This window comes from Enterobacter sp. JMULE2, assembly GCF_013337145.1.
In the GTDB taxonomy this organism is placed as follows: domain Bacteria; phylum Pseudomonadota; class Gammaproteobacteria; order Enterobacterales; family Enterobacteriaceae; genus Enterobacter; species Enterobacter mori.
Genome location: NZ_SGWD01000011.1, coordinates 268,814 through 291,895, shown reverse-complemented (window position 1 = coordinate 291,895; position 23,082 = coordinate 268,814). Strand labels below are relative to the sequence as shown.

At 52.8% G+C, this 23,082-nt stretch carries 32 protein-coding genes and 1 pseudogene; 4 read left to right on the top strand and 29 right to left on the bottom strand.

Translation table 11 applies throughout. The features are described 5' to 3' along the window. Positions 1 to 14 precede the first annotated feature (14 nt). The 13 genes from rplX to rpsJ form a co-directional block, all read right to left on the bottom strand. The gene (gene rplX, locus EXW94_RS09980; protein WP_003863287.1) at positions 15 to 329 is read right to left on the bottom strand and encodes a 50S ribosomal protein L24; all 315 of its coding nucleotides are present in this window, start codon (positions 327 to 329) and stop codon (positions 15 to 17) included. A gap of 10 nt (positions 330 to 339) precedes the next feature. Then, the gene (gene rplN / locus EXW94_RS09975; RefSeq protein WP_004160583.1) at positions 340 to 711 is read right to left on the bottom strand and encodes a 50S ribosomal protein L14; all 372 of its coding nucleotides are present in this window, start codon (positions 709 to 711) and stop codon (positions 340 to 342) included. 166 nt (positions 712 to 877) lie between these two features. Then, positions 878 to 1,132 carry a 30S ribosomal protein S17 gene (gene rpsQ / locus EXW94_RS09970; protein ID WP_008503489.1) on the bottom strand — a complete coding sequence of 85 codons (255 nt, stop codon included), beginning with the start codon at positions 1,130 to 1,132 and terminating at the stop codon, positions 878 to 880. Next, on the bottom strand, positions 1,132 to 1,323 hold the full coding sequence (gene rpmC / locus EXW94_RS09965) for a 50S ribosomal protein L29 (RefSeq protein WP_003863282.1): 192 nt from the start codon (positions 1,321 to 1,323) through the stop codon (positions 1,132 to 1,134). The genes rpsQ and rpmC overlap by 1 nt, the downstream gene beginning before the upstream one ends. Next, the gene (gene rplP / locus EXW94_RS09960; RefSeq protein ID WP_002919759.1) at positions 1,323 to 1,733 is read right to left on the bottom strand and encodes a 50S ribosomal protein L16; all 411 of its coding nucleotides are present in this window, start codon (positions 1,731 to 1,733) and stop codon (positions 1,323 to 1,325) included. Before rplP ends, rpmC begins: the two co-directional genes overlap by 1 nt. A gap of 12 nt (positions 1,734 to 1,745) precedes the next feature. After that, a complete protein-coding gene (gene rpsC / locus EXW94_RS09955; RefSeq protein WP_000529945.1) occupies positions 1,746 to 2,447 on the bottom strand; it encodes a 30S ribosomal protein S3 in 702 nt (233 codons plus the stop codon). A 17-nt stretch (positions 2,448 to 2,464) separates the two neighbouring features. After that, positions 2,465 to 2,797 (bottom strand): 50S ribosomal protein L22, encoded by a 333-nt coding sequence (gene rplV, locus EXW94_RS09950; RefSeq protein ID WP_002919773.1) that lies wholly within the window; start codon positions 2,795 to 2,797, stop codon positions 2,465 to 2,467. Between the two features lie 14 nt (positions 2,798 to 2,811). Beyond that, positions 2,812 to 3,090, bottom strand: a complete 279-nt coding sequence (gene rpsS / locus EXW94_RS09945; protein WP_174340039.1) for a 30S ribosomal protein S19 — start codon at positions 3,088 to 3,090, stop codon at positions 2,812 to 2,814. Between the two features lie 16 nt (positions 3,091 to 3,106). Next, positions 3,107 to 3,928, bottom strand: a complete 822-nt coding sequence (rplB, locus tag EXW94_RS09940) for a 50S ribosomal protein L2 (RefSeq protein ID WP_008457150.1) — start codon at positions 3,926 to 3,928, stop codon at positions 3,107 to 3,109. A 17-nt stretch (positions 3,929 to 3,945) separates the two neighbouring features. Continuing rightward, on the bottom strand, positions 3,946 to 4,248 hold the full coding sequence (gene rplW / locus EXW94_RS09935; protein WP_000617546.1) for a 50S ribosomal protein L23: 303 nt from the start codon (positions 4,246 to 4,248) through the stop codon (positions 3,946 to 3,948). After that, positions 4,245 to 4,850: a 50S ribosomal protein L4 gene (gene rplD / locus EXW94_RS09930; protein ID WP_003031119.1), complete on the bottom strand. Its 606-nt coding sequence runs from the start codon at positions 4,848 to 4,850 to the stop codon at positions 4,245 to 4,247. Before rplD ends, rplW begins: the two co-directional genes overlap by 4 nt. Before the next feature lie 10 nt (positions 4,851 to 4,860). Further along, the gene (gene rplC, locus EXW94_RS09925) at positions 4,861 to 5,490 is read right to left on the bottom strand and encodes a 50S ribosomal protein L3 (protein WP_042714858.1); all 630 of its coding nucleotides are present in this window, start codon (positions 5,488 to 5,490) and stop codon (positions 4,861 to 4,863) included. A gap of 32 nt (positions 5,491 to 5,522) precedes the next feature. Next, positions 5,523 to 5,834: a 30S ribosomal protein S10 gene (rpsJ, locus tag EXW94_RS09920; RefSeq protein WP_001181005.1), complete on the bottom strand. Its 312-nt coding sequence runs from the start codon at positions 5,832 to 5,834 to the stop codon at positions 5,523 to 5,525. 380 nt (positions 5,835 to 6,214) lie between these two features. Here rpsJ and EXW94_RS09915 point away from each other — a divergent pair, with 380 nt between their 5' ends. Continuing rightward, entirely contained in the window at positions 6,215 to 6,688 is a 474-nt protein-coding gene (locus EXW94_RS09915) for an A24 family peptidase (RefSeq protein ID WP_174340038.1), read from the top strand. On the opposite strand, the gene bfr is transcribed toward EXW94_RS09915, so the two are convergent. The 11 genes from bfr to fkpA form a co-directional block, all read right to left on the bottom strand. After that, a complete protein-coding gene (gene bfr, locus EXW94_RS09910; RefSeq protein WP_089600728.1) occupies positions 6,672 to 7,148 on the bottom strand; it encodes a bacterioferritin in 477 nt (158 codons plus the stop codon). The genes EXW94_RS09915 and bfr overlap by 17 nt on opposite strands. A 72-nt stretch (positions 7,149 to 7,220) precedes the next feature. Beyond that, positions 7,221 to 7,415: a bacterioferritin-associated ferredoxin gene (gene bfd / locus EXW94_RS09905; protein ID WP_003863268.1), complete on the bottom strand. Its 195-nt coding sequence runs from the start codon at positions 7,413 to 7,415 to the stop codon at positions 7,221 to 7,223. A 179-nt stretch (positions 7,416 to 7,594) separates the two neighbouring features. Beyond that, positions 7,595 to 8,779: an elongation factor Tu gene (tuf, locus tag EXW94_RS09900; RefSeq protein ID WP_014068448.1), complete on the bottom strand. Its 1,185-nt coding sequence runs from the start codon at positions 8,777 to 8,779 to the stop codon at positions 7,595 to 7,597. A 69-nt stretch (positions 8,780 to 8,848) separates the two neighbouring features. Beyond that, positions 8,849 to 10,963 carry an elongation factor G gene (gene fusA / locus EXW94_RS09895; protein WP_010436278.1) on the bottom strand — a complete coding sequence of 705 codons (2,115 nt, stop codon included), beginning with the start codon at positions 10,961 to 10,963 and terminating at the stop codon, positions 8,849 to 8,851. 96 nt (positions 10,964 to 11,059) lie between these two features. Continuing rightward, entirely contained in the window at positions 11,060 to 11,530 is a 471-nt protein-coding gene (gene rpsG, locus EXW94_RS09890) for a 30S ribosomal protein S7 (RefSeq protein ID WP_003861706.1), read from the bottom strand. Positions 11,531 to 11,626: 96 nt separating this feature from the next. Further along, positions 11,627 to 12,001, bottom strand: a complete 375-nt coding sequence (rpsL, locus tag EXW94_RS09885; RefSeq protein ID WP_000246815.1) for a 30S ribosomal protein S12 — start codon at positions 11,999 to 12,001, stop codon at positions 11,627 to 11,629. Between the two features lie 124 nt (positions 12,002 to 12,125). Continuing rightward, positions 12,126 to 12,413 carry a sulfurtransferase complex subunit TusB gene (gene tusB / locus EXW94_RS09880; RefSeq protein ID WP_100167378.1) on the bottom strand — a complete coding sequence of 96 codons (288 nt, stop codon included), beginning with the start codon at positions 12,411 to 12,413 and terminating at the stop codon, positions 12,126 to 12,128. Between the two features lie 7 nt (positions 12,414 to 12,420). After that, on the bottom strand, positions 12,421 to 12,780 hold the full coding sequence (tusC, locus tag EXW94_RS09875) for a sulfurtransferase complex subunit TusC (protein ID WP_108417738.1): 360 nt from the start codon (positions 12,778 to 12,780) through the stop codon (positions 12,421 to 12,423). Further along, entirely contained in the window at positions 12,780 to 13,166 is a 387-nt protein-coding gene (gene tusD / locus EXW94_RS09870) for a sulfurtransferase complex subunit TusD (protein ID WP_029485212.1), read from the bottom strand. The genes tusC and tusD overlap by 1 nt, the downstream gene beginning before the upstream one ends. Then, entirely contained in the window at positions 13,166 to 13,888 is a 723-nt protein-coding gene (locus tag EXW94_RS09865) for a transcriptional regulator (protein WP_023333674.1), read from the bottom strand. The genes tusD and EXW94_RS09865 overlap by 1 nt, the downstream gene beginning before the upstream one ends. A 167-nt stretch (positions 13,889 to 14,055) precedes the next feature. After that, a complete protein-coding gene (gene fkpA, locus EXW94_RS09860) occupies positions 14,056 to 14,874 on the bottom strand; it encodes an FKBP-type peptidyl-prolyl cis-trans isomerase (protein WP_010436293.1) in 819 nt (272 codons plus the stop codon). Positions 14,875 to 15,112: 238 nt separating this feature from the next. On the opposite strand from fkpA, the gene EXW94_RS09855 reads away from it, so the two are divergent. Then, complete coding sequence (locus tag EXW94_RS09855) at positions 15,113 to 15,331, top strand: protein SlyX (protein ID WP_010436296.1); 219 nt, start codon at positions 15,113 to 15,115, stop codon at positions 15,329 to 15,331. Positions 15,332 to 15,436: 105 nt separating this feature from the next. Here the strand turns inward: EXW94_RS09855 and EXW94_RS09850 are convergent, their stop codons facing one another. The 5 genes and pseudogenes from EXW94_RS09850 to kefG form a co-directional block, all read right to left on the bottom strand. Further along, positions 15,437 to 16,594: a DDE-type integrase/transposase/recombinase gene (locus EXW94_RS09850; RefSeq protein WP_174339330.1), complete on the bottom strand. Its 1,158-nt coding sequence runs from the start codon at positions 16,592 to 16,594 to the stop codon at positions 15,437 to 15,439. Positions 16,595 to 16,826: 232 nt separating this feature from the next. After that, the gene (slyD, locus tag EXW94_RS09845; RefSeq protein WP_174340037.1) at positions 16,827 to 17,405 is read right to left on the bottom strand and encodes a peptidylprolyl isomerase; all 579 of its coding nucleotides are present in this window, start codon (positions 17,403 to 17,405) and stop codon (positions 16,827 to 16,829) included. 94 nt (positions 17,406 to 17,499) lie between these two features. Then, positions 17,500 to 17,700 carry a YheV family putative zinc ribbon protein gene (locus tag EXW94_RS09840; protein ID WP_010436300.1) on the bottom strand — a complete coding sequence of 67 codons (201 nt, stop codon included), beginning with the start codon at positions 17,698 to 17,700 and terminating at the stop codon, positions 17,500 to 17,502. A 13-nt stretch (positions 17,701 to 17,713) separates the two neighbouring features. Further along, on the bottom strand, positions 17,714 to 19,519 hold the full coding sequence (gene kefB / locus EXW94_RS09835) for a glutathione-regulated potassium-efflux system protein KefB (protein ID WP_100167375.1): 1,806 nt from the start codon (positions 19,517 to 19,519) through the stop codon (positions 17,714 to 17,716). After that, positions 19,519 to 20,069: pseudogene (gene kefG / locus EXW94_RS09830) on the bottom strand (glutathione-regulated potassium-efflux system ancillary protein KefG). The gene kefB and the pseudogene kefG overlap by 1 nt, the downstream one beginning before the upstream one ends. Positions 20,070 to 20,207: 138 nt before the next feature. Between kefG and EXW94_RS09825 the strand changes: the two are divergent. Next, a complete protein-coding gene (locus tag EXW94_RS09825) occupies positions 20,208 to 22,112 on the top strand; it encodes an ABC transporter ATP-binding protein (protein ID WP_174340036.1) in 1,905 nt (634 codons plus the stop codon). 15 nt (positions 22,113 to 22,127) lie between these two features. Then, positions 22,128 to 23,060, top strand: coding sequence for a LysR substrate-binding domain-containing protein (locus tag EXW94_RS09820; protein WP_121426098.1), 933 nt, complete (start codon positions 22,128 to 22,130; stop codon positions 23,058 to 23,060). Positions 23,061 to 23,082 lie beyond the last annotated feature (22 nt).

The following is a 23,082-nucleotide window of genomic DNA, read 5'->3' as shown; positions in this document are numbered from 1 at the left end:
CGTACTACTCCAAATTACTTGATAGTTTCGCTGTTAGACTTGAAGAAACGGACTTTTTTGCCGTCTTCGAATCTAAAGCCTACACGGTCAGCCTTGCCGGTAGCCGCATTGAAGATTGCAACGTTAGAAACCTGAATAGCAGCTTCTTTTTCAACGATGCCACCTGGTTGGTTCAGGGCCGGAACCGGCTTCTGATGTTTCTTAACCAGGTTGATACCTTCAACGACAAGTTTGCCGGAAGACAGAACATTTTTTACTTTACCGCGTTTACCTTTATCTTTACCGGTTAACACGATAACTTCGTCATCACGACGGATTTTCGCTGCCATGATTCGCTCCTTAGAGTACTTCTGGTGCCAGAGAGATAATTTTCATGAACTTTTCAGTACGAAGTTCACGAGTTACCGGCCCAAAGATACGCGTGCCGATAGGCTGCTCGCTGTTATTGTTTAAAATAACGCATGCATTACCATCGAAGCGAATGACAGAACCGTCAGGGCGACGAACACCCTTCCTGGTGCGCACCACTACCGCTTTCAGCACATCACCTTTTTTGACCTTACCACGTGGAATTGCTTCCTTGATGGTGATCTTGATGATGTCGCCTACGCCTGCGTAGCGACGGTGCGAGCCACCCAGAACCTTGATACACATTACGCGACGTGCACCGGAGTTGTCGGCGACGTTCAGCATAGTCTGTTCTTGGATCATTTCAGTGCTCCGCTAATGTCAACTACTACCTGAGACTCTAAAATCAGAGCCGTTAAAAAGCCCCATATCGAGGGCGCGGCATTATAACACCGCTTCTACAATATGGGTAGAAAAAATAAACGGCTCATCGCTGAGCCGTTTATTCGTATTGAGAATGCGTACTGTATTACAGAACCGCTTTCTCTACAACGCGAACCAGTGTCCAGGACTTAGTCTTGGACAGTGGACGGCATTCACGGATTTCAACCTTGTCGCCGATACCACATTCGTTGTTCTCGTCATGTACGTGCAGTTTGGTCGTACGTTTGATGAATTTACCGTAGATCGGGTGTTTCACAATACGTTCGATAGCTACAACAATGGATTTCTCCATTTTGTCGCTAACAACACGACCTTGCAGAGTACGGATTTTATCGGTCATTACGCACCCGCCTTCTGAGTCAGTAAAGTCTTAACGCGTGCAACATTGCGACGCACTTGCTTCAGCAGGTGAGTCTGTTGCAGCTGGCCACTTGCAGCCTGCATACGCAGGTTGAACTGCTCACGCAGCAGGTTCAGCAGCTCAGCGTTCAGCTCTTCAACGCTTTTTTCACGCAGCTCTTTTGCTTTCATTACATCACCGTCTTAGTTACAAAGGTGGTTTTGATAGGCAGTTTCGCTGCTGCCAGGCCGAAGGCTTCACGGGCCAGCTCTTCCGGAACACCGTCCATTTCATAAAGGACTTTGCCCGGTTGGATCAAGGCAACCCAGTACTCCACGTTACCTTTACCTTTACCCATACGAACTTCCAGTGGCTTCTCGGTGATCGGTTTGTCCGGGAATACACGGATCCAGATCTTACCTTGACGCTTAACTGCACGGGTCATTGCACGACGTGCTGCTTCGATCTGACGTGCAGTCAGACGACCACGGCCAACAGCTTTCAGACCGAAAGTGCCGAAGCTAACATCCGTACCCTGCGCCAGACCACGGTTGCGGCCTTTGTGCACTTTACGGAATTTTGTACGCTTTGGTTGTAACATCAGCGACGCTCCTTATTTACGGCCTTTACGCTGCTGCTTTTTAGGTTGAGCAGCCGGTTTTTCCGGTTGTTCAACAGCAGCCATACCACCCAGGATCTCACCTTTGAAGATCCATACCTTAACGCCGATTACACCGTAAGTGGTGTGCGCTTCAGAGGTGTTGTAGTCAATGTCAGCACGCAGAGTGTGCAGCGGTACGCGACCTTCGCGGTACCATTCGGTACGTGCGATTTCCGCGCCGCCCAGACGGCCGCTAACTTCAACTTTGATACCTTTAGCGCCCAGACGCATTGCGTTCTGTACAGCACGCTTCATAGCACGACGGAACATCACGCGACGTTCCAGCTGTGAAGTGATGCTGTCAGCAACCAATTTAGCGTCCAGTTCAGGCTTACGAACTTCAGCGATATTGATCTGTGCAGGAACGCCAGCGATATCCGCTACGACCTTGCGCAGTTTTTCTACGTCTTCGCCTTTCTTACCGATAACGATGCCAGGACGAGCAGTGTGAATAGTCACACGGATGCTCTTAGCTGGACGCTCGATAACGATACGAGATACAGACGCTTTAGCCAGTTCCTTAGTCAGGTACTGACGTACTTTAAAATCGCTGTCCAGGTTGTCAGCGAATTCTTTGGTGTTCGCAAACCAGGTAGAGTTCCATGGTTTTACAATACCCAGGCGAATACCATTAGGATGTACTTTCTGACCCATTGCTAGTCTCCAGAGTCTCAGCGATCGGACACAACCACAGTAATGTGGCTGGTGCGCTTCAGGATGCGATCTGCACGACCTTTCGCACGCGGCATAATGCGCTTCATGCTCGGGCCTTCATCTACGAAAATTTTCGCGACTTTCAGATCGTCGATGTCAGCGCCATCGTTGTGTTCAGCGTTAGCAATGGCAGATTCCAGTACTTTCTTGACCAATACCGCAGCTTTCTTGTTGGTATAGGTCAGGATGTCCAGGGCCTGCGACACTTTCTTACCGCGAATCAGGTCAGCAACAAGGCGAACCTTCTGTGCAGAAGAACGAGCATGGCGATGTTGAGCTAAAGTTTCCATCTCTTCCTCCTACCTTATTTCTTCTTCGCTTTTTTATCAGCAGCGTGGCCGCGATAAGTACGAGTCGGTGCGAATTCACCCAGTTTGTGATCAACCATTTCGTCGGTAACAAAGACTGGAACGTGCTGACGACCATTATGGACAGCGATGGTCAAACCGATCATGTTAGGAAAGATCGTTGAACGACGGGACCAAGTGCGCAGGGGCTTCTTGTCTCCGCTTTCCACCGCTTTCTCTACCTTCTTCAGCAAGTGCAGGTCAATAAAAGGACCTTTCTTGAGAGAACGTGGCATGGCTTATCCTCTAAAATTATTTGCTACGGCGACGTACGATAAATTTATCAGTACGCTTGTTGCTGCGGGTCTTCTTACCTTTGGTCTGAACGCCCCACGGAGATACCGGGTGCTTACCAAAGTTACGACCTTCACCACCACCATGTGGGTGGTCGACTGGGTTCATCGCAGTACCGCGAACGGTAGGACGAACACCACGCCAGCGTGCAGCACCTGCTTTACCCAGAACGCGCAGCATATGCTCAGCATTGCCAACTTCGCCCAGAGTAGCGCGGCAGTCTGCTTCGACTTTACGCATTTCACCAGAACGCAGACGCAGGGTGACATAAGCACCGTCGCGCGCAACGATCTGAACGTAAGTACCAGCGGAACGTGCCAGCTGACCGCCTTTACCTGGTTTCATTTCTACGTTATGAACGGTAGAACCAACCGGGATATTGCGCATCGGCAGGGTGTTACCTGCTTTGATTGCAGCATCAACGCCAGACTGAATCTGGTCGCCAGCTTTCAGGCCTTTAGGGGCCAGGATGTAACGGCGTTCGCCATCTTTGTACAGAACCAGCGCGATGTTCGCGGAACGGTTCGGATCGTACTCAAGACGCTCAACAACTGCTGGGATACCGTCTTTGTTGCGTTTGAAGTCAACAATACGATAAGCCTGCTTGTGGCCACCACCGATGTGACGAGTGGTGATACGGCCATTGTTGTTACGACCACCGGATTTGCTGTTTTTTTCCAGCAACGGAGCAAAAGGTTTGCCCTTGTGCAGCTCAGGGTTAACCACTTTAACTACGTGGCGACGACCCGGAGATGTCGGTTTACATTTAACAACTGCCATTGTATTACTCCTCCGACTTACTCAGCGCCGCCAACGAAGTCCAGATTCTGGCCTTCTTTCAGGGTGACGTAAGCTTTTTTCCAGTCGCTACGACGACCGATACGCTGTCCGTGACGTTTAACTTTCCCTTTAACTACCAGGGTGTTAACGACTTCGACTTCGACTTCAAACAGTTTCTGCACAGCAGCTTTGATTTCTGCTTTGGTCGCGTCTTTAGCAACTTTGAGAACGATGGTGTTTGTTTTTTCCATCGCAGTAGACGCTTTTTCAGAAACGTGCGGTGCGCGAAGCACCTTCAGCAGACGTTCTTCACGAATCATGCCAGCATCTCCTCAACTTGCTTAACAGCATCAGCAGTCATTACGACTTTGTCGAAGGCGATCAGGCTAACCGGGTCGATACCAGTCGCATCGCGTACGTCAACCTTGTGCAGGTTACGTGCGGCCAGGAACAGGTTCTCGTCCAGCTCACCGGTGATGATCAGCACATCTTCCAGAGCCATGTCTTTCAGTTTCTGTGCCAGCAGCTTAGTTTTAGGCGCTTCTACAGAGAATGATTCGACAACGATCAGACGATCCTGACGTACCAGTTCGGACAGGATGCTTTTCAGCGCGCCGCGGTACATCTTTTTGTTAACTTTTTGACTGTGGTCCTGTGGACGCGCAGCGAAGGTCACGCCACCTGAACGCCAGATCGGGCTCTTGATAGAACCTGAACGCGCACGGCCGGTACCTTTCTGACGCCATGGCTTTTTGCCAGAACCAGTTACTTCAGCACGAGTCTTCTGAGCACGAGTACCCTGACGAGCACCAGCTGCATAAGCAACAACAACCTGGTGAACCAGCGCTTCGTTGAAATCACGACCGAAGGTAGTTTCGGAAACAGTCAGCGCGCTCTGCGCGTCTTTCAATACTAATTCCATTGCTATCCCCTTACGCCTTCACAGCTGGTTTAACGATCAGGTCGCTACCGGTTGCACCCGGAACTGCACCTTTAACCAGCAGCAGGTTGCGCTCAGCGTCAACACGTACTACGTCCAGGCTCTGAACGGTTACACGTTCGTTACCCAGCTGACCTGCCATTTTCTTGCCTTTGAACACTTTGCCCGGAGTCTGGTTCTGACCGATAGAACCCGGAACGCGGTGAGACAAGGAGTTACCGTGAGTAGCGTCCTGGGTACGGAAGTTCCAGCGCTTAACGGTACCAGCAAAACCTTTACCTTTAGAGGTACCGGTTACGTCAACTTTTTTAACGTCAGCAAACAGCTCAACGCTAATGTCTTGACCTACGGTGAACTCTTCGCCTTCAGCAAGACGGAATTCCCACAGACCACGGCCAGCTTCAACGCCAGCTTTAGCGAAGTGACCCGCTTCTGGTTTGGTTACACGGTTAGCTTTTTTAGCACCAGTGGTCACCTGAACAGCGCGGTAGCCATCGTTAGCCAGATCTTTGATCTGAGTAACGCGGTTTGCTTCAACTTCGATTACGGTTACTGGGATAGAAACGCCATCTTCTGTGAAGATGCGGGTCATACCCACTTTTTTACCGACTAAACCAATCATTGTATCAACCTCTCAATCGCTCGATGACCTGATCAACCCAGGCTGATCTGCACGTCTACACCGGCAGCCAGATCCAGACGCATCAGAGCATCAACGGTTTTCTCAGTTGGCTCAACGATGTCAACCAGACGCTTGTGAGTGCGGATTTCGTACTGATCACGCGCGTCTTTGTTGACGTGCGGGGAGATCAGAACGGTGAAGCGCTCTTTGCGGGTCGGCAGCGGGATCGGACCGCGGACTTGCGCACCAGTGCGCTTAGCAGTCTCGACGATTTCCGCGGTTGATTGATCGATCAGACGATGATCAAACGCTTTAAGGCGGATACGGATTCTTTGGTTCTGCATGAGACCAGAGCTCCAATTATTTTATAAACGAAAATGATTACTCCTCAAACCCATTACGATTGATGGGAGAGTGTAACCGTTCTTACGTAGCTCCCCAATTGGGAGCATTGTTGAGTAACAAAATGAGTTACTCCGGTTCAGTTCGAACCAGCCGTCAATTACGACAAGCCCGCGCATTATACGTAAATCAGAGAAAGACGCAAGTGCCGTTTAGAAATTAAGCGCTAAAGGCGCGGTATGCGTAAGGACTCGCAACTTTTTACGCAATGTATCCCTTCTCGAATCTTTGTCTGGAGCCCCTACGCAATTGTGGTTTTTGTAGATTGTCGGACAGGCCGATTATAACGAGGATGCGCTCAAACCCTGTTGAGGCCTTTTCCATGTTAACTATCCTCCCCTTTCTGCTGTTCTATTTTTCGCTGACTGCCTTTCTTGTATACGCAGATATCCGCTGCGGCCTGCTCCCCGATAAATTTCTCTGCCCACTACTGTGGGTGGGCTTGCTCTTTCAGCTCTGTATCCATCCTGATTTTCTGCCGAGTGCGGTGGTGGGTGCGATGGCAGGATATGTCGGCTTTGCCGCTATTTACTGGGGCTATCGGTTTATCTTTCGCCGCGAAGGGATGGGCTATGGCGATGTTAAATATCTGGCAGCGCTGGGCGCCTGGCATGGCTGGTGCGTATTACCGCTGCTGGCGTTGGTCGCCGCGCTGATGGCACTTTTGTGTCTTCTCATCCTATCTTTAGTTCACCCTGATAAACAGACATTAAAAAACCCACTGCCTTTTGGGCCATTTCTGGCGGCAGCGGGTTTATGCGTTGGCTGGGAAAACCTGATTAGCTTTCCACTTTGATCTGCGACTGAAGGTAATTCTGTAGGCCAATTTTGGTAATGAGATCCAGTTCAGTCTCCAGCCAGTCAATATGGCCTTCTTCGTCGGCGAGGATCTGGATCATCATGTCACGACTAACATAATCATGGACGCTGTCAGCATAGGCGATGGCTTCACGAAGATCTCTTGCGCCTTCGAGCTCCAGTCTGAGATCGGAACGCAGCATCTCCTCAACATCTTCACCAATGCCCAGCTTGCCAAGATCCTGCAAGTTTGGAATGCCTTCGAGGAATAAAATACGCTCAATATATTTATCGGCGTGCTTCATCTCATCGATGGACTCATGGTATTCGACATCATTGAGGCGAGTCAGTCCCCAGTTTTTGAACATTCTTGCATGGAGAAAATACTGATTGATTGCGACAAGCTCATTTCCCAATAATTTATTGAGATAACTTATGATTTTAACATCACCTTTCATTATATAGTCCCTCCGCTTCCACTCATTGAAGCGTAGATCGGGCTACAAGGATGTCAAAAAAAAGATACGGGCTTACGCGATCTCTTTGAATTCCGGGATCTGCATCAATTCGTCCTGCATAATCTCACGCGCTGCGCGAACGCATTTACCGCATTGATTTCCCACCGGAACAAACTTGCGAAGCTGCTGGAATGACTGTGGCTGAAACTGGCGAACGGCCTGACGTATTTTTTTGTCACTCACACCATTACATAAACAAACGTACATAAAAACTCCCGTTCAAAATATGCGCAAAGTGTAAGTGAGAATGGTTATGATTACAATAGCACAAACGCCGGGATGCGAGACGGAAGCAGGCAAAAAATGCGAAAATTTGTGACAGGTTCAAACCGCCAGAAAACAAAAAAGGACGCCGAAGCGTCCTTTTTTCATTCAGGCATAATTAATTAGCCCAGAACTTTAGCAACAACGCCCGCGCCAACGGTACGACCGCCTTCACGGATTGCGAAACGCAGACCGTCGTCCATCGCGATTGGGTGGATCAGAGTCACAACCATCTTGATGTTGTCGCCTGGCATTACCATCTCAACGCCTTCTGGCAGTTCGATGGTACCGGTCACGTCAGTTGTACGGAAGTAGAACTGTGGACGGTAGCCTTTGAAGAACGGAGTATGACGGCCGCCTTCGTCTTTGGACAGGATGTACACTTCAGATTCGAACTTGGTGTGCGGCTTGATTGAGCCTGGCTTCGCCAGAACCTGACCACGTTCGATTTCTTCACGTTTGATACCACGCAGCAGAACACCAACGTTCTCACCAGCACGGCCTTCGTCCAGCAGTTTGCGGAACATTTCAACGCCAGTACAGGTAGACTTAGCAGTCTCTTTGATACCAACGATTTCAACTTCTTCACCAACTTTGATGATACCGCGCTCTACACGACCGGTAACAACGGTACCACGACCGGAGATGGAGAATACGTCTTCGATTGGCAGCAGGAACGGCTTGTCAATCGCACGCTCTGGTTCTGGGATGTAAGAATCCAGGAAGCCAGCCAGTTCGATGATTTTTGCTTCCCACTCTGCTTCGCCTTCCAGCGCTTTCAGCGCGGAACCACGAACGATTGGGGTATCGTCGCCTGGGAAATCGTACTGAGACAGCAGTTCACGAACTTCCATCTCTACCAGTTCCAGCAGCTCTTCGTCATCAACCATGTCGCATTTGTTCAGGAACACGATGATGAAAGGAACGCCTACCTGACGACCCAGCAGGATGTGCTCACGAGTCTGAGGCATTGGGCCGTCAGTCGCAGCAACAACCAGGATCGCGCCGTCCATCTGCGCAGCACCGGTGATCATGTTTTTAACATAGTCGGCGTGGCCTGGGCAGTCTACGTGTGCGTAGTGGCGAGTCGGGGTGTCGTATTCAACGTGGGAAGTGTTGATGGTGATACCACGAGCTTTTTCTTCTGGTGCGTTATCGATCTGGTCGAATGCACGAGCAGAACCACCGTAGGTTTTAGCCAGAACGGTAGTGATTGCAGCAGTCAGGGTAGTTTTACCATGGTCAACGTGGCCGATAGTACCAACGTTGACGTGCGGTTTTGTACGTTCAAATTTTTCTTTAGACACGGCTATATTCCTTACTATAGTGCTCTCCCCTTTGGAGAGAGCACGGGACTTAGGTTTTAATCCTGTGGATTACTTACCACGGGCTTCAATAACGGCCTGAGCAACGTTGTTAGGCGCATCATCATACTTCAGGAATTCCATAGTGTATGATGCACGACCTTTGGTCAGAGAACGCAGCTGAGTTGCATATCCGAACATTTCAGACAGCGGAACTTCAGCGTGGATCTTAACGCCAGTTACTTCAGATTCCTGACCACGCAGCATACCGCGACGACGGCTCAAGTCACCGATAACGTCACCGGTGTTCTCTTCAGGAGTTTCTACTTCAACCTTCATGATCGGCTCAAGCAGAACTGGTTTTGCTTTCTTAAAGCCTTCTTTAAAGGCAATAGACGCAGCCAGTTTAAACGCCAGTTCAGAGGAGTCAACGTCATGGTAAGAACCGAAGTGCAGACGAACACCCATGTCAACAACTGGATAGCCAGCCAGAGGGCCCGCTTTCAGCTGCTCCTGGATGCCTTTATCAACGGCTGGGATGTATTCGCCAGGAATTACACCACCTTTGATGTCGTTGATGAACTCGTAACCTTTAGGGTTAGAGCCCGGCTCCAGTGGGTACATGTCGATCACAACGTGACCGTACTGACCGCGACCACCAGACTGCTTAGCGTGTTTACCTTCAACATCGGTAACTTTCGCACGAATCGCTTCGCGGTAAGCAACCTGAGGTTTACCCACGTTCGCTTCAACGTTGAATTCACGCTTCATACGGTCAACGATGATGTCCAGGTGCAGCTCACCCATACCAGCGATGATGGTCTGGTTAGATTCTTCATCAGTCCATACGCGGAATGATGGGTCTTCTTTCGCCAGACGGCCCAGAGCCAGACCCATTTTTTCCTGGTCAGCTTTGGTTTTTGGTTCAACCGCGATGGAGATTACCGGCTCAGGGAATTCCATACGCTCCAGAATGATCGGGTGATCTGGGTTACACAGGGTGTCACCAGTAGTCACGTCTTTCAGACCGATCGCTGCAGCGATGTCGCCCGCACGAACTTCTTTGATCTCTTCACGTTTGTTAGCGTGCATCTGTACGATACGGCCAAAACGCTCACGCGCCGCTTTCACGGAGTTCAGGATGGTGTCACCGGAGTTAACCACACCAGAGTAAACGCGGAAGAAGGTCAGGTTACCCACGAATGGGTCGGTAGCAATTTTGAACGCCAGTGCAGAGAACGGCTCGTCATCACTTGCGTGACGCTCAGCCGGAGTATCTTTACCGTCGTCCAGGATGCCGTTGATCGCAGGTACGTCAACTGGGGATGGCAGGTAGTCAACTACTGCATCCAGCATCGCCTGAACACCTTTGTTCTTGAACGCAGAACCACAGGTTACCAGGATGATTTCGTTGTTCAGAACGCGCTGACGCAGAGCTTTCTTGATCTCTTCTTCAGTCAGTTCTTCACCACCCAGGTATTTCTCCATCAGCTCTTCAGAAGCTTCAGCAGCGGACTCGATCAGGTTCTGGTGCCATTCGTCAGCCAGGTCCTGCATGTCTGCTGGGATATCTTCGTAAGTGAAGGTAACGCCTGCGTCTTCTTCGTTCCAGTTGATGGCTTTCATTTTCACCAGGTCGATAACACCGGTGAAACCTTCTTCAGCACCAATTGCCAGCTGCAGCGGAACAGGGTTCGCGCCCAGACGGGTTTTGATCTGACCAACAACTTTCAGGAAGTTAGCACCCATACGGTCCATTTTGTTAACGAACGCGATGCGTGGAACTTTATATTTGTTCGCCTGACGCCATACGGTTTCAGACTGTGGCTGAACACCACCAACTGCGCAATAAACCATTACCGCGCCGTCAAGAACACGCATGGAACGTTCTACTTCGATGGTGAAGTCAACGTGGCCTGGGGTGTCGATGATGTTTACGCGATGCGGTTCGTACTGCTTAGCCATACCTGACCAGAATGCAGTAGTCGCTGCGGAGGTGATAGTAATACCACGCTCCTGCTCCTGTTCCATCCAGTCCATGGTGGCTGCGCCGTCATGAACTTCACCGATTTTGTGGTTTACACCGGTGTAGAACAGAATACGTTCGGTAGTAGTGGTCTTACCGGCGTCGATGTGCGCACTGATACCGATGTTACGGTAGCGTGCGATGGGTGTTGTACGAGCCATTTGATTCCTCGTTTGTTTCTTTAGGCGTTCAGTTAAGTTACCCAGAGCGGGCGGCTTCTCTGAAGCGCCCGCCTGGTGACTAATACTCCGAAGGGATTACCAACGGTAGTGTGCGAACGCCTTGTTGGCTTCTGCCATACGGTGAACGTCTTCACGTTTCTTAACTGCAGTACCTTTGTTTTCTGCAGCATCAGAAAGTTCGTTCGCCAGACGCAGAGCCATGGATTTATCACCGCGTTTACGAGCAGCTTCAACGATCCAACGCATTGCCAGAGCATTACGACGAACCGGACGAACTTCAACTGGAACCTGATAAGTAGAACCACCAACGCGGCGGGACTTAACTTCTACAGTTGGGCGAACGTTGTCGAGAGCGACTTCGAAAGCTTCCAGTTCATTTTTACCAGAACGCTGAGCCAGGGTCTCAAGCGCGCTGTATACGATTGCTTCTGCAGTAGATTTTTTACCATCTACCATCAGGATATTTACAAATTTTGCCAGCAGTTCTGATCCGAATTTCGGATCTGGAAGGATTTTACGCTGACCAATGACGCGACGACGTGGCATGGGAATACTCCGTTGTTAATTCAGGATTGTCCAAAACTCAAAGAGTTTAGTGTGACATTAAGATAAATCAGTTTGGCCTTACTTAACGGAGAACCATTAAGCCTTAGGACGCTTCACGCCGTACTTGGAGCGAGCCTGCTTACGGTCTTTAACACCTGAGCAGTCGAGCGCACCACGAACGGTGTGGTAACGAACACCCGGAAGGTCTTTAACACGACCGCCACGGATCAGGATCACGGAGTGCTCCTGCAGGTTGTGACCTTCACCACCGATGTAGGAAGTCACTTCGAAACCGTTAGTCAAACGCACACGGCATACTTTACGCAGTGCGGAGTTTGGTTTTTTAGGAGTGGTGGTATATACACGAGTACATACGCCACGTTTCTGCGGGCAGGCTTCCAGTGCAGGCACGTTGCTTTTTGCAACTTTGCGTGCACGTGGTTTGCGTACCAGCTGGTTAACTGTTGCCATTAAATAGCTCCTGGTTTTAGCTTTTGCTTCGTAAACACGTAATAAATCGACCTCATACAATATGAGGACGCGAAATTTTAGGGCTACGTCGAAAAGGTGTCAAGAAATATACAGCGATCTCAAATCACCAGTTCATTTGACTGGGGTGTGTCACAGTAAGATTGACGAAATCAGTATAGCCAACCACGTCAATTTTGGCTGAAATTTGACCAGTAAGACCTCGCGCTTCAAGATCGTCTTTCAGCGCAGAGATGGATATGGGGGCACTGCTGAGGATTTCAACGAACTGACTACCATCAAGCGCCGCAAGCACACCGTCCTGAATCAGCAGCAAATCATCCCCTTCGCGCAACATGCTCAGTAACGCGTCGATATCACATTGCCACGGGGAATGGCTCAGGGTGTGCAGCATGTCAGCCTCAGAAAGTCAGAACAGTATCATATTGAGAGAGTTGTTCGCGCAGCGCACCCGCAGGGAGGAGCGTTACATCCAACACGAAAGGCGTCTTATCATTGAGACCGCGCGCAGCCAAAGAGTCAGCACACACGTAGAAGGTTTCAATGTCGTAAAGCGGTAAAACTTTGAAGGTAGCGATGTAGTCCCGCGCCAGAATTGCCTGCGGTTGCTGGCCCGCCAGCAGCTGGAATACGCCGTCTCCCAGAAAGAATACGCCAATATCTTCGGTTAATGCGGAGGTTGCAAGCAACGCGTCCAGCCCTTCTCTGCCAGACGCACTCCCATGGGGAGCAGACGAAAAAACAAACGCAACACGCTTCATTAAAACTGCACCACTCTGTCGCAGGTTAGCGCGGCCTGGGCCAGTGCCCCCAGGCCACTCAACGAAAACCCGGGCTGCAGGTTAGCCCCTGGCAAGCCGAGACGCTCCGCTTCGGCCGCATCCGTCACGCCGCGACGCAATGCCGCAGCCACGCAGATATGCAGCTCAACGCCCTGCTTTTCGTTTAATGCCTGCCAGGCGCGGACAAGGTCAAATTCATCGCTCGCCGGTGACGTAAACTGGTTCGCGTTATAGACCCCTTCCCGATAGAAGAAGACGCTCGCCAGTTCGTGTCCAGCCTCAAGTAGCGCATGAGCAAACTGCAGCGCACTGCTGGCCTGCTGAGTGCCATACGCCGGGCCTGTCACCATTAACGCAAAACGCATTACTTGTCTTGCCCCAGGAAATCGCCGCTTTTGAACTGGCGAATGTAGAGGTAAACCGTGTGCTTGGAGATATTCAGACGATCGGCCACCTGGTTAATGGCGTCTTTGATGTCAAAAATCCCTTTCTCGTAGAGGTTCAGTACGATCTGACGGTTCTTGGCATTGTTCGATACGTTGCGGTCGGCATTCACCTCTTCAATGGTGAACTCCAGCGTCTGGGTCACCAGATCCTCAACAGAGGAGGCAAAATTCACAGAAGAGCCCACATCTGGGGTTTCTGGTGGGATAAAGGTACTCATGATTTGCGAGAACGGTACATCAAGGTTCATGTTGATGCACAGCAAACCGATGACACGATGGTCACGGTTTCGAATGGCGATAGTTTCTGATTTCATCAACACACCGCTTTTGGCGCGGGTGAAGTAACATTTGGAGACGCTGCTGTCCGCGCCGGTCATGTCATGCAACATACGCAATGCAAGGTCGGTGATTGGCGAACCAATTTTACGGCCAGTATGTTCACCATTCGCAATGCGGATGGCGGAACACTTCAGATCTTGCAGGGAGTGCAATACGATTTCGCAGTGGGAGCCAATGAGCATCGCTAACCCGTCCACCACCGCCTCGTAGGATTTCAGAATATCGAAGTCGGTCTGGTCAAAAGGACGTTGATCCAGCAAATCGAGTTCACTGGTTTCGTTGGTTAAAAGCGACCTGGACATGAAAAAAACACTCCTTTTCAGGAGCCTGTCGTTAGGTTTTCAGGGCAGGCTCATTATCTACACGGACAACTAAATTAATACAGCGTGTATAGCGCTTTCCAGTGTTAATTATATCTGCCCTACAATAAAAAAACCGCCGCCTCAAAGGCGGCGGTTTTTTTTCAGCATTACTTCTTAGCAGCAGCGGCTTTATCGTCAGCCGGAGCATCTGCCTTGGCATCCGCTTTAGGTGCCGGTTTGATGTCCAGCAGCTCTACGTCAAAGACCAGCGTAGAGTTCGCTGGGATACCCGGAACACCGGTTTTGCCGTAAGCCAGATCCGGTGGGATGACCATCTTGATCTTTCCGCCTTTCTTGATGTTCTTCAGGCCTTCGGTCCAGCCCGGGATCACACCGTCCAGACGGAAGGAAAGAGGCTCACCGCGGGTGTAAGAGTTGTCGAACTCTTTACCGTCGATCAAAGTACCTTTGTAGTTAACCACAACGGTGTCGCTGTCTTTAGGCGCATCACCGGTACCTTCTTTCTCAACTTTGTACACCAGGCCAGTAGAGGAGGTTTTTACACCTTTTTCTTTAGCAAAGGTATCGCGGTAGGCTTTGCCTTTCGCTTCGTTGTCTTTGGCATCTGCTTCCATTTTGGTCTGAGCAGCACCTTTCACACGCGCTTCAAACGCCTGCAGAGTCTGTTCGATTTCCTGGTCAGACAGTTTGCTCTTATCTGCAAACGCATCCTGAACACCCGCGATCAGCTGAGCTTTGTCCAGTTTGATGCCCAGTTTCTCTTGCTCTTTCAGAGAGTTTTCCATGTAACGACCCAGAGATGCGCCAAGTGCGTAGGCGGATTTCTGGTCGTCATTTTTGAACGCCGCTTTGCTGTCTGCAGTTGCAGCAGGCTTCGCTGCAGTGTCAGCAGCGAAAGACAGCGGTGCATTCAGTGCGACAGCCATTGTCGTCGCCAGCAGCGTTACTTTGAACAGTGATTTCATCCATATCTCCAGGGCCTGGGGACTTTCACCCCAGCATTAAACGTAAATGAGTGACGTACTATAAATCGTTGCGGAAGAAATCTACAGACAGACTCTCCCGATTCTCGTCTCTTTTCAGACTATTTTTGTTTAAATAAGTTTCTTGCCAAAGGGATGGATACTGCACTTGAGGATAAACTCAGTTAAACTTCGCCGCCGCAGGCCCATTATGGCGAGTGTGAAATTGACGAGGTGAACCATGAAGGACACATTGATTGAAGCGAGACTGGCTGAGCTGGAAAGCCGACTGGCTTTTCAGGACATCACCATCGAAGAACTTAACCAGACCGTAACCGCCCATGAACTTGAAATGGCAAAGCTGCGCGATCTGATGCGCCTGCTCACTGAAAAAGTGAAGGCAACGCAGTCGTCGCACATCGCCTCTCAGTCAGAAGAGACGCCACCACCTCATTATTGAGGCGTAAAAAAAGCGGGATTATCCCGCTTTTTTTGTGCCCGGTGGCGCGAATGTATGACCGGATACATAGGTGACAGATCAGACCGGGAACATAGGTAACACTTTTCAGTCTATCCGGAGCACACTCTCGGTTTTTCGGTCGTAGTACGCAAGCGTTATTCCGTTAAAGATGATGGCCTCAAGGCCATCATCCTGTTCTTCCAGCATGATGTACTCATCAGTCAGCGCTTCACTCAGGAACACCGTCCCCTTTTTCCCCATATAGAGTGTCCCCCTCGATTTCACCCTGTAGACCGTACCGCCTTCCGGATACGCGTATTCAGGAACACGGCCATCCCAGTGTCGGTTCGAGGGGTGCCATACCGTTCCGGGCGTTGCACCCGCCAGAGCTTCATGCGGCCTTTCGTGGTTAAATTCTTCCCGGTAGTCACTGAACCACCGCTGTTGTTCTTCCATCGTCATGAAGGTGTTGCCCTGTTTCACCGCACTTTTCAGGGAGCGGTGCATTCGCTCATGACGGCCATTTTCTTCCGGATGCCCCTTCCTGATACGCTCAGGCCTGATGCCCAGCTTGATTAGCCAGACGGCAAGACGACTTAGTCCGGCTATCCCTGTTCCCGCGAAGGGCTGACCGTTATCGGTTCTGAGCACTTCCGGCAGACCGTATTCCAGGAACGCATCCGTCAGGCACTGTCTGACGAAGGGCTCACTCTCCCGGTCGGTTCCCCGGCAGCTCAGAAGATACCGGCTGTGATTGTCGGTCAGGGTGAAGGGATGGCAGTACTCTCTGCTCAGCAGCCTGAACTTGCCTTTAAAATCAGCGCTCCAGACCTGATTGTTCTCACTGATGGTGGTCAGGGGCTGGCGATTGCCCGGGGTCCTGCGTTTTCGCTTTTTATCCGGAACCAGGCCTTCACGCTTGAGGATATCGCCGATAGTGCTGGCAGCAGGTACGGTAAAATCGACATGATGATTGAGCAGCCACATCCGCAGTTTTTTCGGACCCCAGTCAGGGTGTTTTTGCCTCAGGGCCGTAAGCTGTCCGGCGATATCATCAGGAACCGTCCGGGAGTGGGAGTGTGGCGCGCGCGACCGGTCAGAGAGAGATGACAGGTCAGCGGGGTCAAAACGCTGAAGCCATTTATAGCCGGTTTTACGGCTGATGCCAAAAAGACGGCAAAGCGCGGAGAAGGAGTCCGTACCTGCATGGCAGGCACGGATAAAATCAAGGCGTTGCATAGGTCGGGTCTCAGTCCAGGGCATAGCGAGTCTCCTCTTCTATGCCAGTTATAACTGTTACCCATGTATCCGGTCTAAAGTGTTACCCATGTTTCCGGTTCATACCCGAAGCTTACCGGGCCTACATGTCAAATACCCTATGGATTTCGAGTCGCAGGAAGGCGGCAAGCTTGAAAATCCCCGAGAGCATAGATAACTATGTGACCGGGGTTTGAAAGCGCAGCCAACGCACCAGCGGCTTGAAAGACGACGGGTATTAGTGGCAGCCGCAGCCGCCGTTGCCGCAACCACCTTTACCGTGGTCGTGACCATGGTCGTGATCGTGGCCGTGACCACCGCAGCAGCCATCGTGGTCATGGTCGTGACCGTGTGCACCGTGAACGTGGCCATGAGCCAGTTCTTCTTCGGTTGCTTCACGGATCGCAACAACTTCTACGTTGAATTTCAGGTTCTGGCCAGCCAGCATGTGGTTGCCGTCAACCACAACGTGGTCGTCTTCAACTTCAGTGATTTCAACCGGCACCGGGCCCTGGTCGGTTTCCGCCAGGAAGCGCATGCCAACCTGCAGTTCGTCAACGCCCATGAACACGTCTTTAGGAACGCGCTGAACCAGGTTGTCGTCATACTGACCGTAAGCGTCGTTCGCGCCTACAGCAACGTCAAATTTGTCGCCAACGTCATGACCTTCCAGCGCTGTTTCCAGGCCAGAAATCAGGGAGCCGTGACCATGCAGGTAGTCAAGCGGCGCACTCACCGGAGACTCATCAACCAACACACCGTCTTCTGTACGTACCTGATAGGCCAGGCTGACCACCAGGTCTTTTGCTACTTTCATGATATCTCCTGAGCGTGGGAAAATTGCTGGCGCAGATTGTAGCGGAAATCTGCACCCGTGTACCCTTTAGCTTAAAAAAACTCAGGGCATATCGCTAGTCCGGATGAAAAATGCCGATCACTTGCTCTTCTTTGCGAACGTGATCGCGGGCCTCTTTATCAGCCTCACGCATCTGGTGACCGCACTTAACACACTCAACTACATCAATATTATTCTCACGCCACATAGCCAAAGTATCTTGCGCCTGGCAGGTCGGGCATTTTGCCCCCGCGATAAAGCGTTTACGTACAGCCATCTTTCGTTACCCTTTATTCAAATTCGTCCCAGCCGTCCAGTTGGCGTCGTTCCTGTTGCATCTCTCTCTGGAAGATCTCCTCCAGCTCGCGACGCGCTTCCCGCACGCGGGAGATTTGCGCCGTATCGGTATGGACCGGCATCAGCTCGCGCAGCATCCGCATATCCAGCCGGCGGAAGTGCATCTGGGCGCGCTGTGCCTGATGCGGATGCATGCCGAGCGAGATCAGCGCCTTACGGCCCAACTCCAGCGCACTGGAGAATGTCTCACGGGAGAAGTGTTTCACACCCGCCTGCAACAATTCGTGAGCTTCAACACGTCCCCGCGCACGCGCCAGAATATGCAGATGCGGGAAATGCTGCTGACACAGCTCCACCAGCTTCATGGTATCTTCCGGGTCATTGCAGGTAATCACGATGGACTCTGCCGCTTCCGCCCCCGCCGAGCGCAGCAGCTCGAGCTGGGTCGCGTCGCCGTAGTAAACCTTATAGCCATATTTGCGCATCAGGTTGACCGCGCTAATATCGCGCTCCAGTACCGTGATGCGCATTTTGTTCGCCATCAGCAAACGCCCAATCACCTGTCCGAAACGGCCAAAACCCACGACGATAACCTGTGGCTTATCATCCTCCACCCAGGGCGCTTCATCTTCATCATCAGCTGGGTTAAACCGGCGCGACAGCAGTTTATCCACCAGCTTCATCAGCAGCGGCGTGGTCATCATCGACAGCGTGACCGTCACCAGCAGCAGCGCCATCTGGTCATCTTTGAAGAGTTTTTGGGAAGATGCGGTAGAGAACAGCACAAACGCGAACTCTCCTCCCTGGCTTAGCACGCTGGCAAACTGCATGCGTTCCGAGCTACGCAGCCCGTAAATACGGGCCAGTACGTAGAGCACCAGCGTTTTCACCGCCACCAGCACCGCCACGCTCACGGCCACCCACAGCAGATGGGTATAAAGCACACCAAGGTTCAGCGCCATGCCGACCGAAATAAAGAACAGCCCTAACAGCAGCCCCTTAAACGGATCGATGGCAATTTCCAGTTCGTGACGATATTCGCTCTCCGCCAGCAGCACCCCGGCAATGAACGTCCCCAGCGCCATCGACAGCCCCAGCGCATCCATAAACAGCGCAGAGCCAAGCACCAGCAGCAGCGTCGCGGCGGTAAACACTTCACGAACGCCCGAGGCGGCAATAAAGCGGAACACCGGACGCAGTAAGAAACGCCCGCCAATCAGCATCCCCGCGAAGGCCAGCACCTTCATGGAGATTTTTACCCAGTCAAAATGATCGTCACCGGATCCTGCCAGCAGCGGCACCAGCGCCAGCGCCGGGATGACGGCCAAATCCTGGAACAGCAGCACCGAAAAGCCCAGCTGACCGGCTTCGTTGCGATTCATTCCTTTATCACGCATCAGCTGCAGCGCCATCGCCGTCGACGACATCGCGAGGCCAATCCCGCCGATCACCGCCGCCTGCCAGGAAAACTGCGTCAGCATGAGCAGCCCGCCCAGAATCGCGGCGCTAAACAGCACCTGTGCCGCCCCCACGCCGAAGATGGAGCGTCGAAGCTGCCACAGCTTGGACGGGTTCAGTTCAAGGCCGATGATGAACATCAGGAATACGACGCCCAGTTCAGAGAAGTGGAGGATCTCATCCACATCGCTGATGAATCCCAGCCCCCAGGGGCCGATGGCGATCCCCGCCAACAAATACCCCAGGACTGCACCGATACCGATACGTGCCGCAAGCGGCACCGCAACAACCGCCGCAAATAAAAACAACACCCCGGCGAGGAGTAAATTCGATCCTTCCATCAACGACCTCCTGCCGGAATCGGTGAGGCCAGCCATTCACCGTAGGCTCTGGCGTGGCTCGCCAGCTCTTGTGGCTGCTGGCGTCGCGCCCAGTAGACAATAATCGGGCTCATCCAGTGCATACGGCACATCGCCGCCGTCAGCTCGAAGGGCCGCAGAATGTCGCTCATCGGATAGCGGTTCAGCCCGTCGTGACGGTAAGCGCTTTCTGGTTCACCGGTCGTGATGACGCTACGCCAGTACTTTCCCGCCAGCTGGTTGCCCCCACCCCGCTGGAGAAGCCCCGGCTCAGCACGCGGTCCAGCCACTCTTTCAGCAGCGCCGGGCAGCTATAGGTATAAAGCGGATGCTGGAACACAATGACGTCATGCTGACGCAGCAGTTCCTGCTCGTAAGGAATATCAATAAAGAAATCAGGATAGTGCGCGTAGAGATCGTGCACCGTTACGTTACTGAGCTGTGTAGCCGGCTTAAGCAGCACCCGGTTCGCCACCGAGTCCTGAGATTCCGGATGGGCATACAGCAGCAGCACCTTTGCTGTCTGAGACATCATTCCCCTCCCGGTCTTGTTTCTGTTTTTGTGTATCGTCGTTGTTTTGGGCTACCATGGCGGCCCGGTGGGGAAAATGGCCCACACCTTACATTATCATAATGACAAATTAACATAGTCGGAACATACGGCGCTTCTATGATTGTTTTCTCCTCGTTACAAATTCGTCGCGGCGTGCGCGTCCTGCTGGATAACGCCACTGCTACCATCAACCCGGGCCAAAAAGTGGGTCTGGTCGGCAAAAACGGCTGCGGTAAATCCACCCTGCTGGCGTTGCTGAAAAACGAGATTAGCGCGGATGGCGGTAACTTTACCTTCCCGGGGAACTGGCAGCTTGCCTGGGTAAACCAGGAGACGCCTGCGCTGAGTGAGCCGGCGCTCGACTATGTTATCGACGGCGACCGTGAATACCGCAAGCTCGAGGCAGAACTCAACGCCGCGAACGAGCGCAACGACGGTCACGCCATCGCCACCGTTCACGGCAAGCTGGACGCCATCGACGCCTGGACCATTCGCTCCCGCGCCTCCAGCCTGCTGCACGGCCTGGGCTTCAGCAATGAACAGCTGGAACGCCCGGTCAGTGACTTCTCGGGCGGCTGGCGCATGCGCCTCAACCTGGCGCAGGCGCTGATCTGCCGCTCTGACCTGCTGCTGCTCGATGAACCGACCAACCACCTCGATCTTGATGCCGTTATTTGGCTGGAGAAGTGGCTGAAGAGCTATCAGGGCACTCTGATTCTGATCTCCCACGACCGTGACTTCCTCGACCCGGTGGTGGATAAAATCATTCACATCGAACAGCAAACGATGTTCGAGTACACCGGCAACTACAGCTCCTTCGAGCGCCAGCGCGCGACGCGCCTTGCCCAGCAGCAGTCCATGTACGAAAGCCAGCAGCAGCGCGTGGCGCACCTGCAGAGCTTTGTGGATCGCTTCAAGGCCAAAGCCTCAAAAGCCAAGCAGGCCCAGAGCCGCATCAAGATGCTGGAGCGCATGGAGATGATTGCCCCGGCGCACGTGGATAACCCGTTCCACTTCAGCTTCCGCGAGCCTGAAAGCCTGCCGAACCCGCTGCTGAAGATGGAGAAGGTCAGCGCGGGCTATGCCGAGCGCATTATTCTCGATTCCATCAAGCTCAACCTGGTGCCGGGTTCGCGCATTGGTCTGCTGGGGCGTAACGGCGCCGGTAAATCGACGCTGATCAAACTGCTGGCGGGCGAGCTTTACCCGGTCAGCGGTGAAATCGGCCTGGCGAAGGGCATCAAGCTGGGCTACTTCGCCCAGCATCAGCTGGAATTTTTACGCGCGGATGAATCGCCGATTCAACACCTGGCGCGTCTGGCGCCGCAGGAGATGGAGCAGAAACTACGCGACTATCTCGGCGGCTTCGGGTTCCAGGGCGATAAGGTGACGGAAAACACCGAGCGCTTCTCCGGGGGTGAAAAAGCCCGTCTGGTGCTGGCGCTGATCGTCTGGCAGCGCCCGAACCTGCTGCTGCTCGATGAACCGACCAACCACCTGGATCTCGACATGCGTCAGGCGCTGACCGAAGCGCTGATCGAGTTCGAAGGCGCGCTGGTTGTGGTTTCGCACGACCGCCACCTAATCCGCTCTACAACGGACGATCTCTACCTGGTGCACGGCGGCAAAGTTGAACCGTTCGACGGCGATCTGGAAGACTACCAGCAGTGGCTGACGGACGTGCAAAAGCAGGAGAACCAGCCGGAAGAGTCAGCGAAAGACAACGCCAACAGCGCGCAGTCGCGTAAAGACCAGAAGCGCCGTGAAGCGGAGCTGCGCACCCAGACGCAGCCGCTGCGTAAAGAGATTGCCCGTCTTGAAAAAGAGATGGAAAAGCTCAACGCCACGCTGGCTACCGTTGAAGAGAAGCTGGGCGACAGCGAGCTTTACGACCAAAGCCGCAAAGCGGAACTGACCGACTGTCTGCAAACCCAGGCGAAAACCAAATCCAGCCTCGAAGAGTGCGAAATGGCGTGGCTGGACGCGCAGGAACAGCTGGAAGCCATGCTTCAGGCCGACTAAACCATCGGGAGGGTTATGCGTTTCGATACGACGAGCGATATTACATTCCGCAAGCTCAGCATCTTCATGACGTTTATGGAGAAGGGGAATATCGCACGTACCGCCGAAACGCTGGGCCTGAGCGGCGTCAGCGTGCACCGCGCGCTGCACACGCTGGAAGAGAACGTGCGCTGCCCGCTCTTTACCCACAAGGGGCGTAACCTGATTGCGCTCCCCTCCGCGTGGACGCTGCTGGAGTATTGCCAGGAGGTGATGCAGGTGATGGAGCGCGGGCTGGAGGAGTCTCGCAAAATCGCCGGTATCGGCCAGGGGCGCTTACGCGTGGGCACGCTCTACTCGCTCACCCTGGAAACCGTACCGCGTCTGATTATGGGCATGAAGCTGCGCCGTCCGGATCTGGAGATGGATCTGACGATGGGCTCCAACGACACCCTGCTGCACATGCTGGATGAAGGCTCGCTGGACGCGATTCTTATCTCCATCTCCGAAAGCGATATCGATCGCAACAGCCTTGAAGTTCTGCCACTGTTCCATGACGACATCTTCCTTGCCGCACCGGCTTCCGCCACGCTGAATACCCACGGGCCAGCGGATCTGCGTGATTATAAAGATCAGAAATTTGTCGCGCTTGCAGAAGGCTTTGCGACCTACGCCGGCTTCCAGGAAGCGTTTCATATCGCCGGGTTCGAGCCGGAAATCGTCACGCGCGTAAATGACATTTTCTCGATGCTGAGCCTGGTGCAGGCGGGCGTCGGCTTTACGCTGATGCCGGGAAGGATGAAGAAGGTCTACGAGAATTCCGTGCAGCTGTTGAAGCTGGCGGAGCCGTACCAGATGCAGCAGCTGATCGCGATTGTCTTCGCCCGCAACCGCGAGCAGGACCCGAGCCTGCGGGCATTAGCCGCCGAAGGGCGGATGTATGCCAGAAGTTTGCAGGACGGAGCCTGAGGCCTTGCCGGGTGGCGACGCG

Coding starts and splice junctions, on each gene's coding strand:
- rplX (WP_003863287.1), bottom strand. CDS start 329: ATGGCAGCGAAAATCCGTCGTGATGACGAAGTTATCGTGTTAACCGGT.
- rplN (WP_004160583.1), bottom strand. CDS start 711: ATGATCCAAGAACAGACTATGCTGAACGTCGCCGACAACTCCGGTGCA.
- rpsQ (WP_008503489.1), bottom strand. CDS start 1,132: ATGACCGATAAAATCCGTACTCTGCAAGGTCGTGTTGTTAGCGACAAA.
- rpmC (WP_003863282.1), bottom strand. CDS start 1,323: ATGAAAGCAAAAGAGCTGCGTGAAAAAAGCGTTGAAGAGCTGAACGCT.
- rplP (WP_002919759.1), bottom strand. CDS start 1,733: ATGTTACAACCAAAGCGTACAAAATTCCGTAAAGTGCACAAAGGCCGC.
- rpsC (WP_000529945.1), bottom strand. CDS start 2,447: ATGGGTCAGAAAGTACATCCTAATGGTATTCGCCTGGGTATTGTAAAA.
- rplV (WP_002919773.1), bottom strand. CDS start 2,797: ATGGAAACTTTAGCTCAACATCGCCATGCTCGTTCTTCTGCACAGAAG.
- rpsS (WP_174340039.1), bottom strand. CDS start 3,090: ATGCCACGTTCTCTCAAGAAAGGTCCTTTTATTGACCTGCACTTGCTG.
- rplB (WP_008457150.1), bottom strand. CDS start 3,928: ATGGCAGTTGTTAAATGTAAACCGACATCTCCGGGTCGTCGCCACGTA.
- rplW (WP_000617546.1), bottom strand. CDS start 4,248: ATGATTCGTGAAGAACGTCTGCTGAAGGTGCTTCGCGCACCGCACGTT.
- rplD (WP_003031119.1), bottom strand. CDS start 4,850: ATGGAATTAGTATTGAAAGACGCGCAGAGCGCGCTGACTGTTTCCGAA.
- rplC (WP_042714858.1), bottom strand. CDS start 5,490: ATGATTGGTTTAGTCGGTAAAAAAGTGGGTATGACCCGCATCTTCACA.
- rpsJ (WP_001181005.1), bottom strand. CDS start 5,834: ATGCAGAACCAAAGAATCCGTATCCGCCTTAAAGCGTTTGATCATCGT.
- EXW94_RS09915 (WP_174340038.1), top strand. CDS start 6,215: ATGTTAACTATCCTCCCCTTTCTGCTGTTCTATTTTTCGCTGACTGCC.
- bfr (WP_089600728.1), bottom strand. CDS start 7,148: ATGAAAGGTGATGTTAAAATCATAAGTTATCTCAATAAATTATTGGGA.
- bfd (WP_003863268.1), bottom strand. CDS start 7,415: ATGTACGTTTGTTTATGTAATGGTGTGAGTGACAAAAAAATACGTCAG.
- fusA (WP_010436278.1), bottom strand. CDS start 10,963: ATGGCTCGTACAACACCCATCGCACGCTACCGTAACATCGGTATCAGT.
- rpsG (WP_003861706.1), bottom strand. CDS start 11,530: ATGCCACGTCGTCGCGTCATTGGTCAGCGTAAAATCCTTCCAGATCCG.
- rpsL (WP_000246815.1), bottom strand. CDS start 12,001: ATGGCAACAGTTAACCAGCTGGTACGCAAACCACGTGCACGCAAAGTT.
- tusB (WP_100167378.1), bottom strand. CDS start 12,413: ATGCTGCACACCCTGAGCCATTCCCCGTGGCAATGTGATATCGACGCG.
- tusC (WP_108417738.1), bottom strand. CDS start 12,780: ATGAAGCGTGTTGCGTTTGTTTTTTCGTCTGCTCCCCATGGGAGTGCG.
- tusD (WP_029485212.1), bottom strand. CDS start 13,166: ATGCGTTTTGCGTTAATGGTGACAGGCCCGGCGTATGGCACTCAGCAG.
- EXW94_RS09865 (WP_023333674.1), bottom strand. CDS start 13,888: ATGTCCAGGTCGCTTTTAACCAACGAAACCAGTGAACTCGATTTGCTG.
- fkpA (WP_010436293.1), bottom strand. CDS start 14,874: ATGAAATCACTGTTCAAAGTAACGCTGCTGGCGACGACAATGGCTGTC.
- EXW94_RS09855 (WP_010436296.1), top strand. CDS start 15,113: ATGAAGGACACATTGATTGAAGCGAGACTGGCTGAGCTGGAAAGCCGA.
- EXW94_RS09850 (WP_174339330.1), bottom strand. CDS start 16,594: ATGCCCTGGACTGAGACCCGACCTATGCAACGCCTTGATTTTATCCGT.
- slyD (WP_174340037.1), bottom strand. CDS start 17,405: ATGAAAGTAGCAAAAGACCTGGTGGTCAGCCTGGCCTATCAGGTACGT.
- EXW94_RS09840 (WP_010436300.1), bottom strand. CDS start 17,700: ATGGCTGTACGTAAACGCTTTATCGCGGGGGCAAAATGCCCGACCTGC.
- kefB (WP_100167375.1), bottom strand. CDS start 19,519: ATGGAAGGATCGAATTTACTCCTCGCCGGGGTGTTGTTTTTATTTGCG.
- EXW94_RS09825 (WP_174340036.1), top strand. CDS start 20,208: ATGATTGTTTTCTCCTCGTTACAAATTCGTCGCGGCGTGCGCGTCCTG.
- EXW94_RS09820 (WP_121426098.1), top strand. CDS start 22,128: ATGCGTTTCGATACGACGAGCGATATTACATTCCGCAAGCTCAGCATC.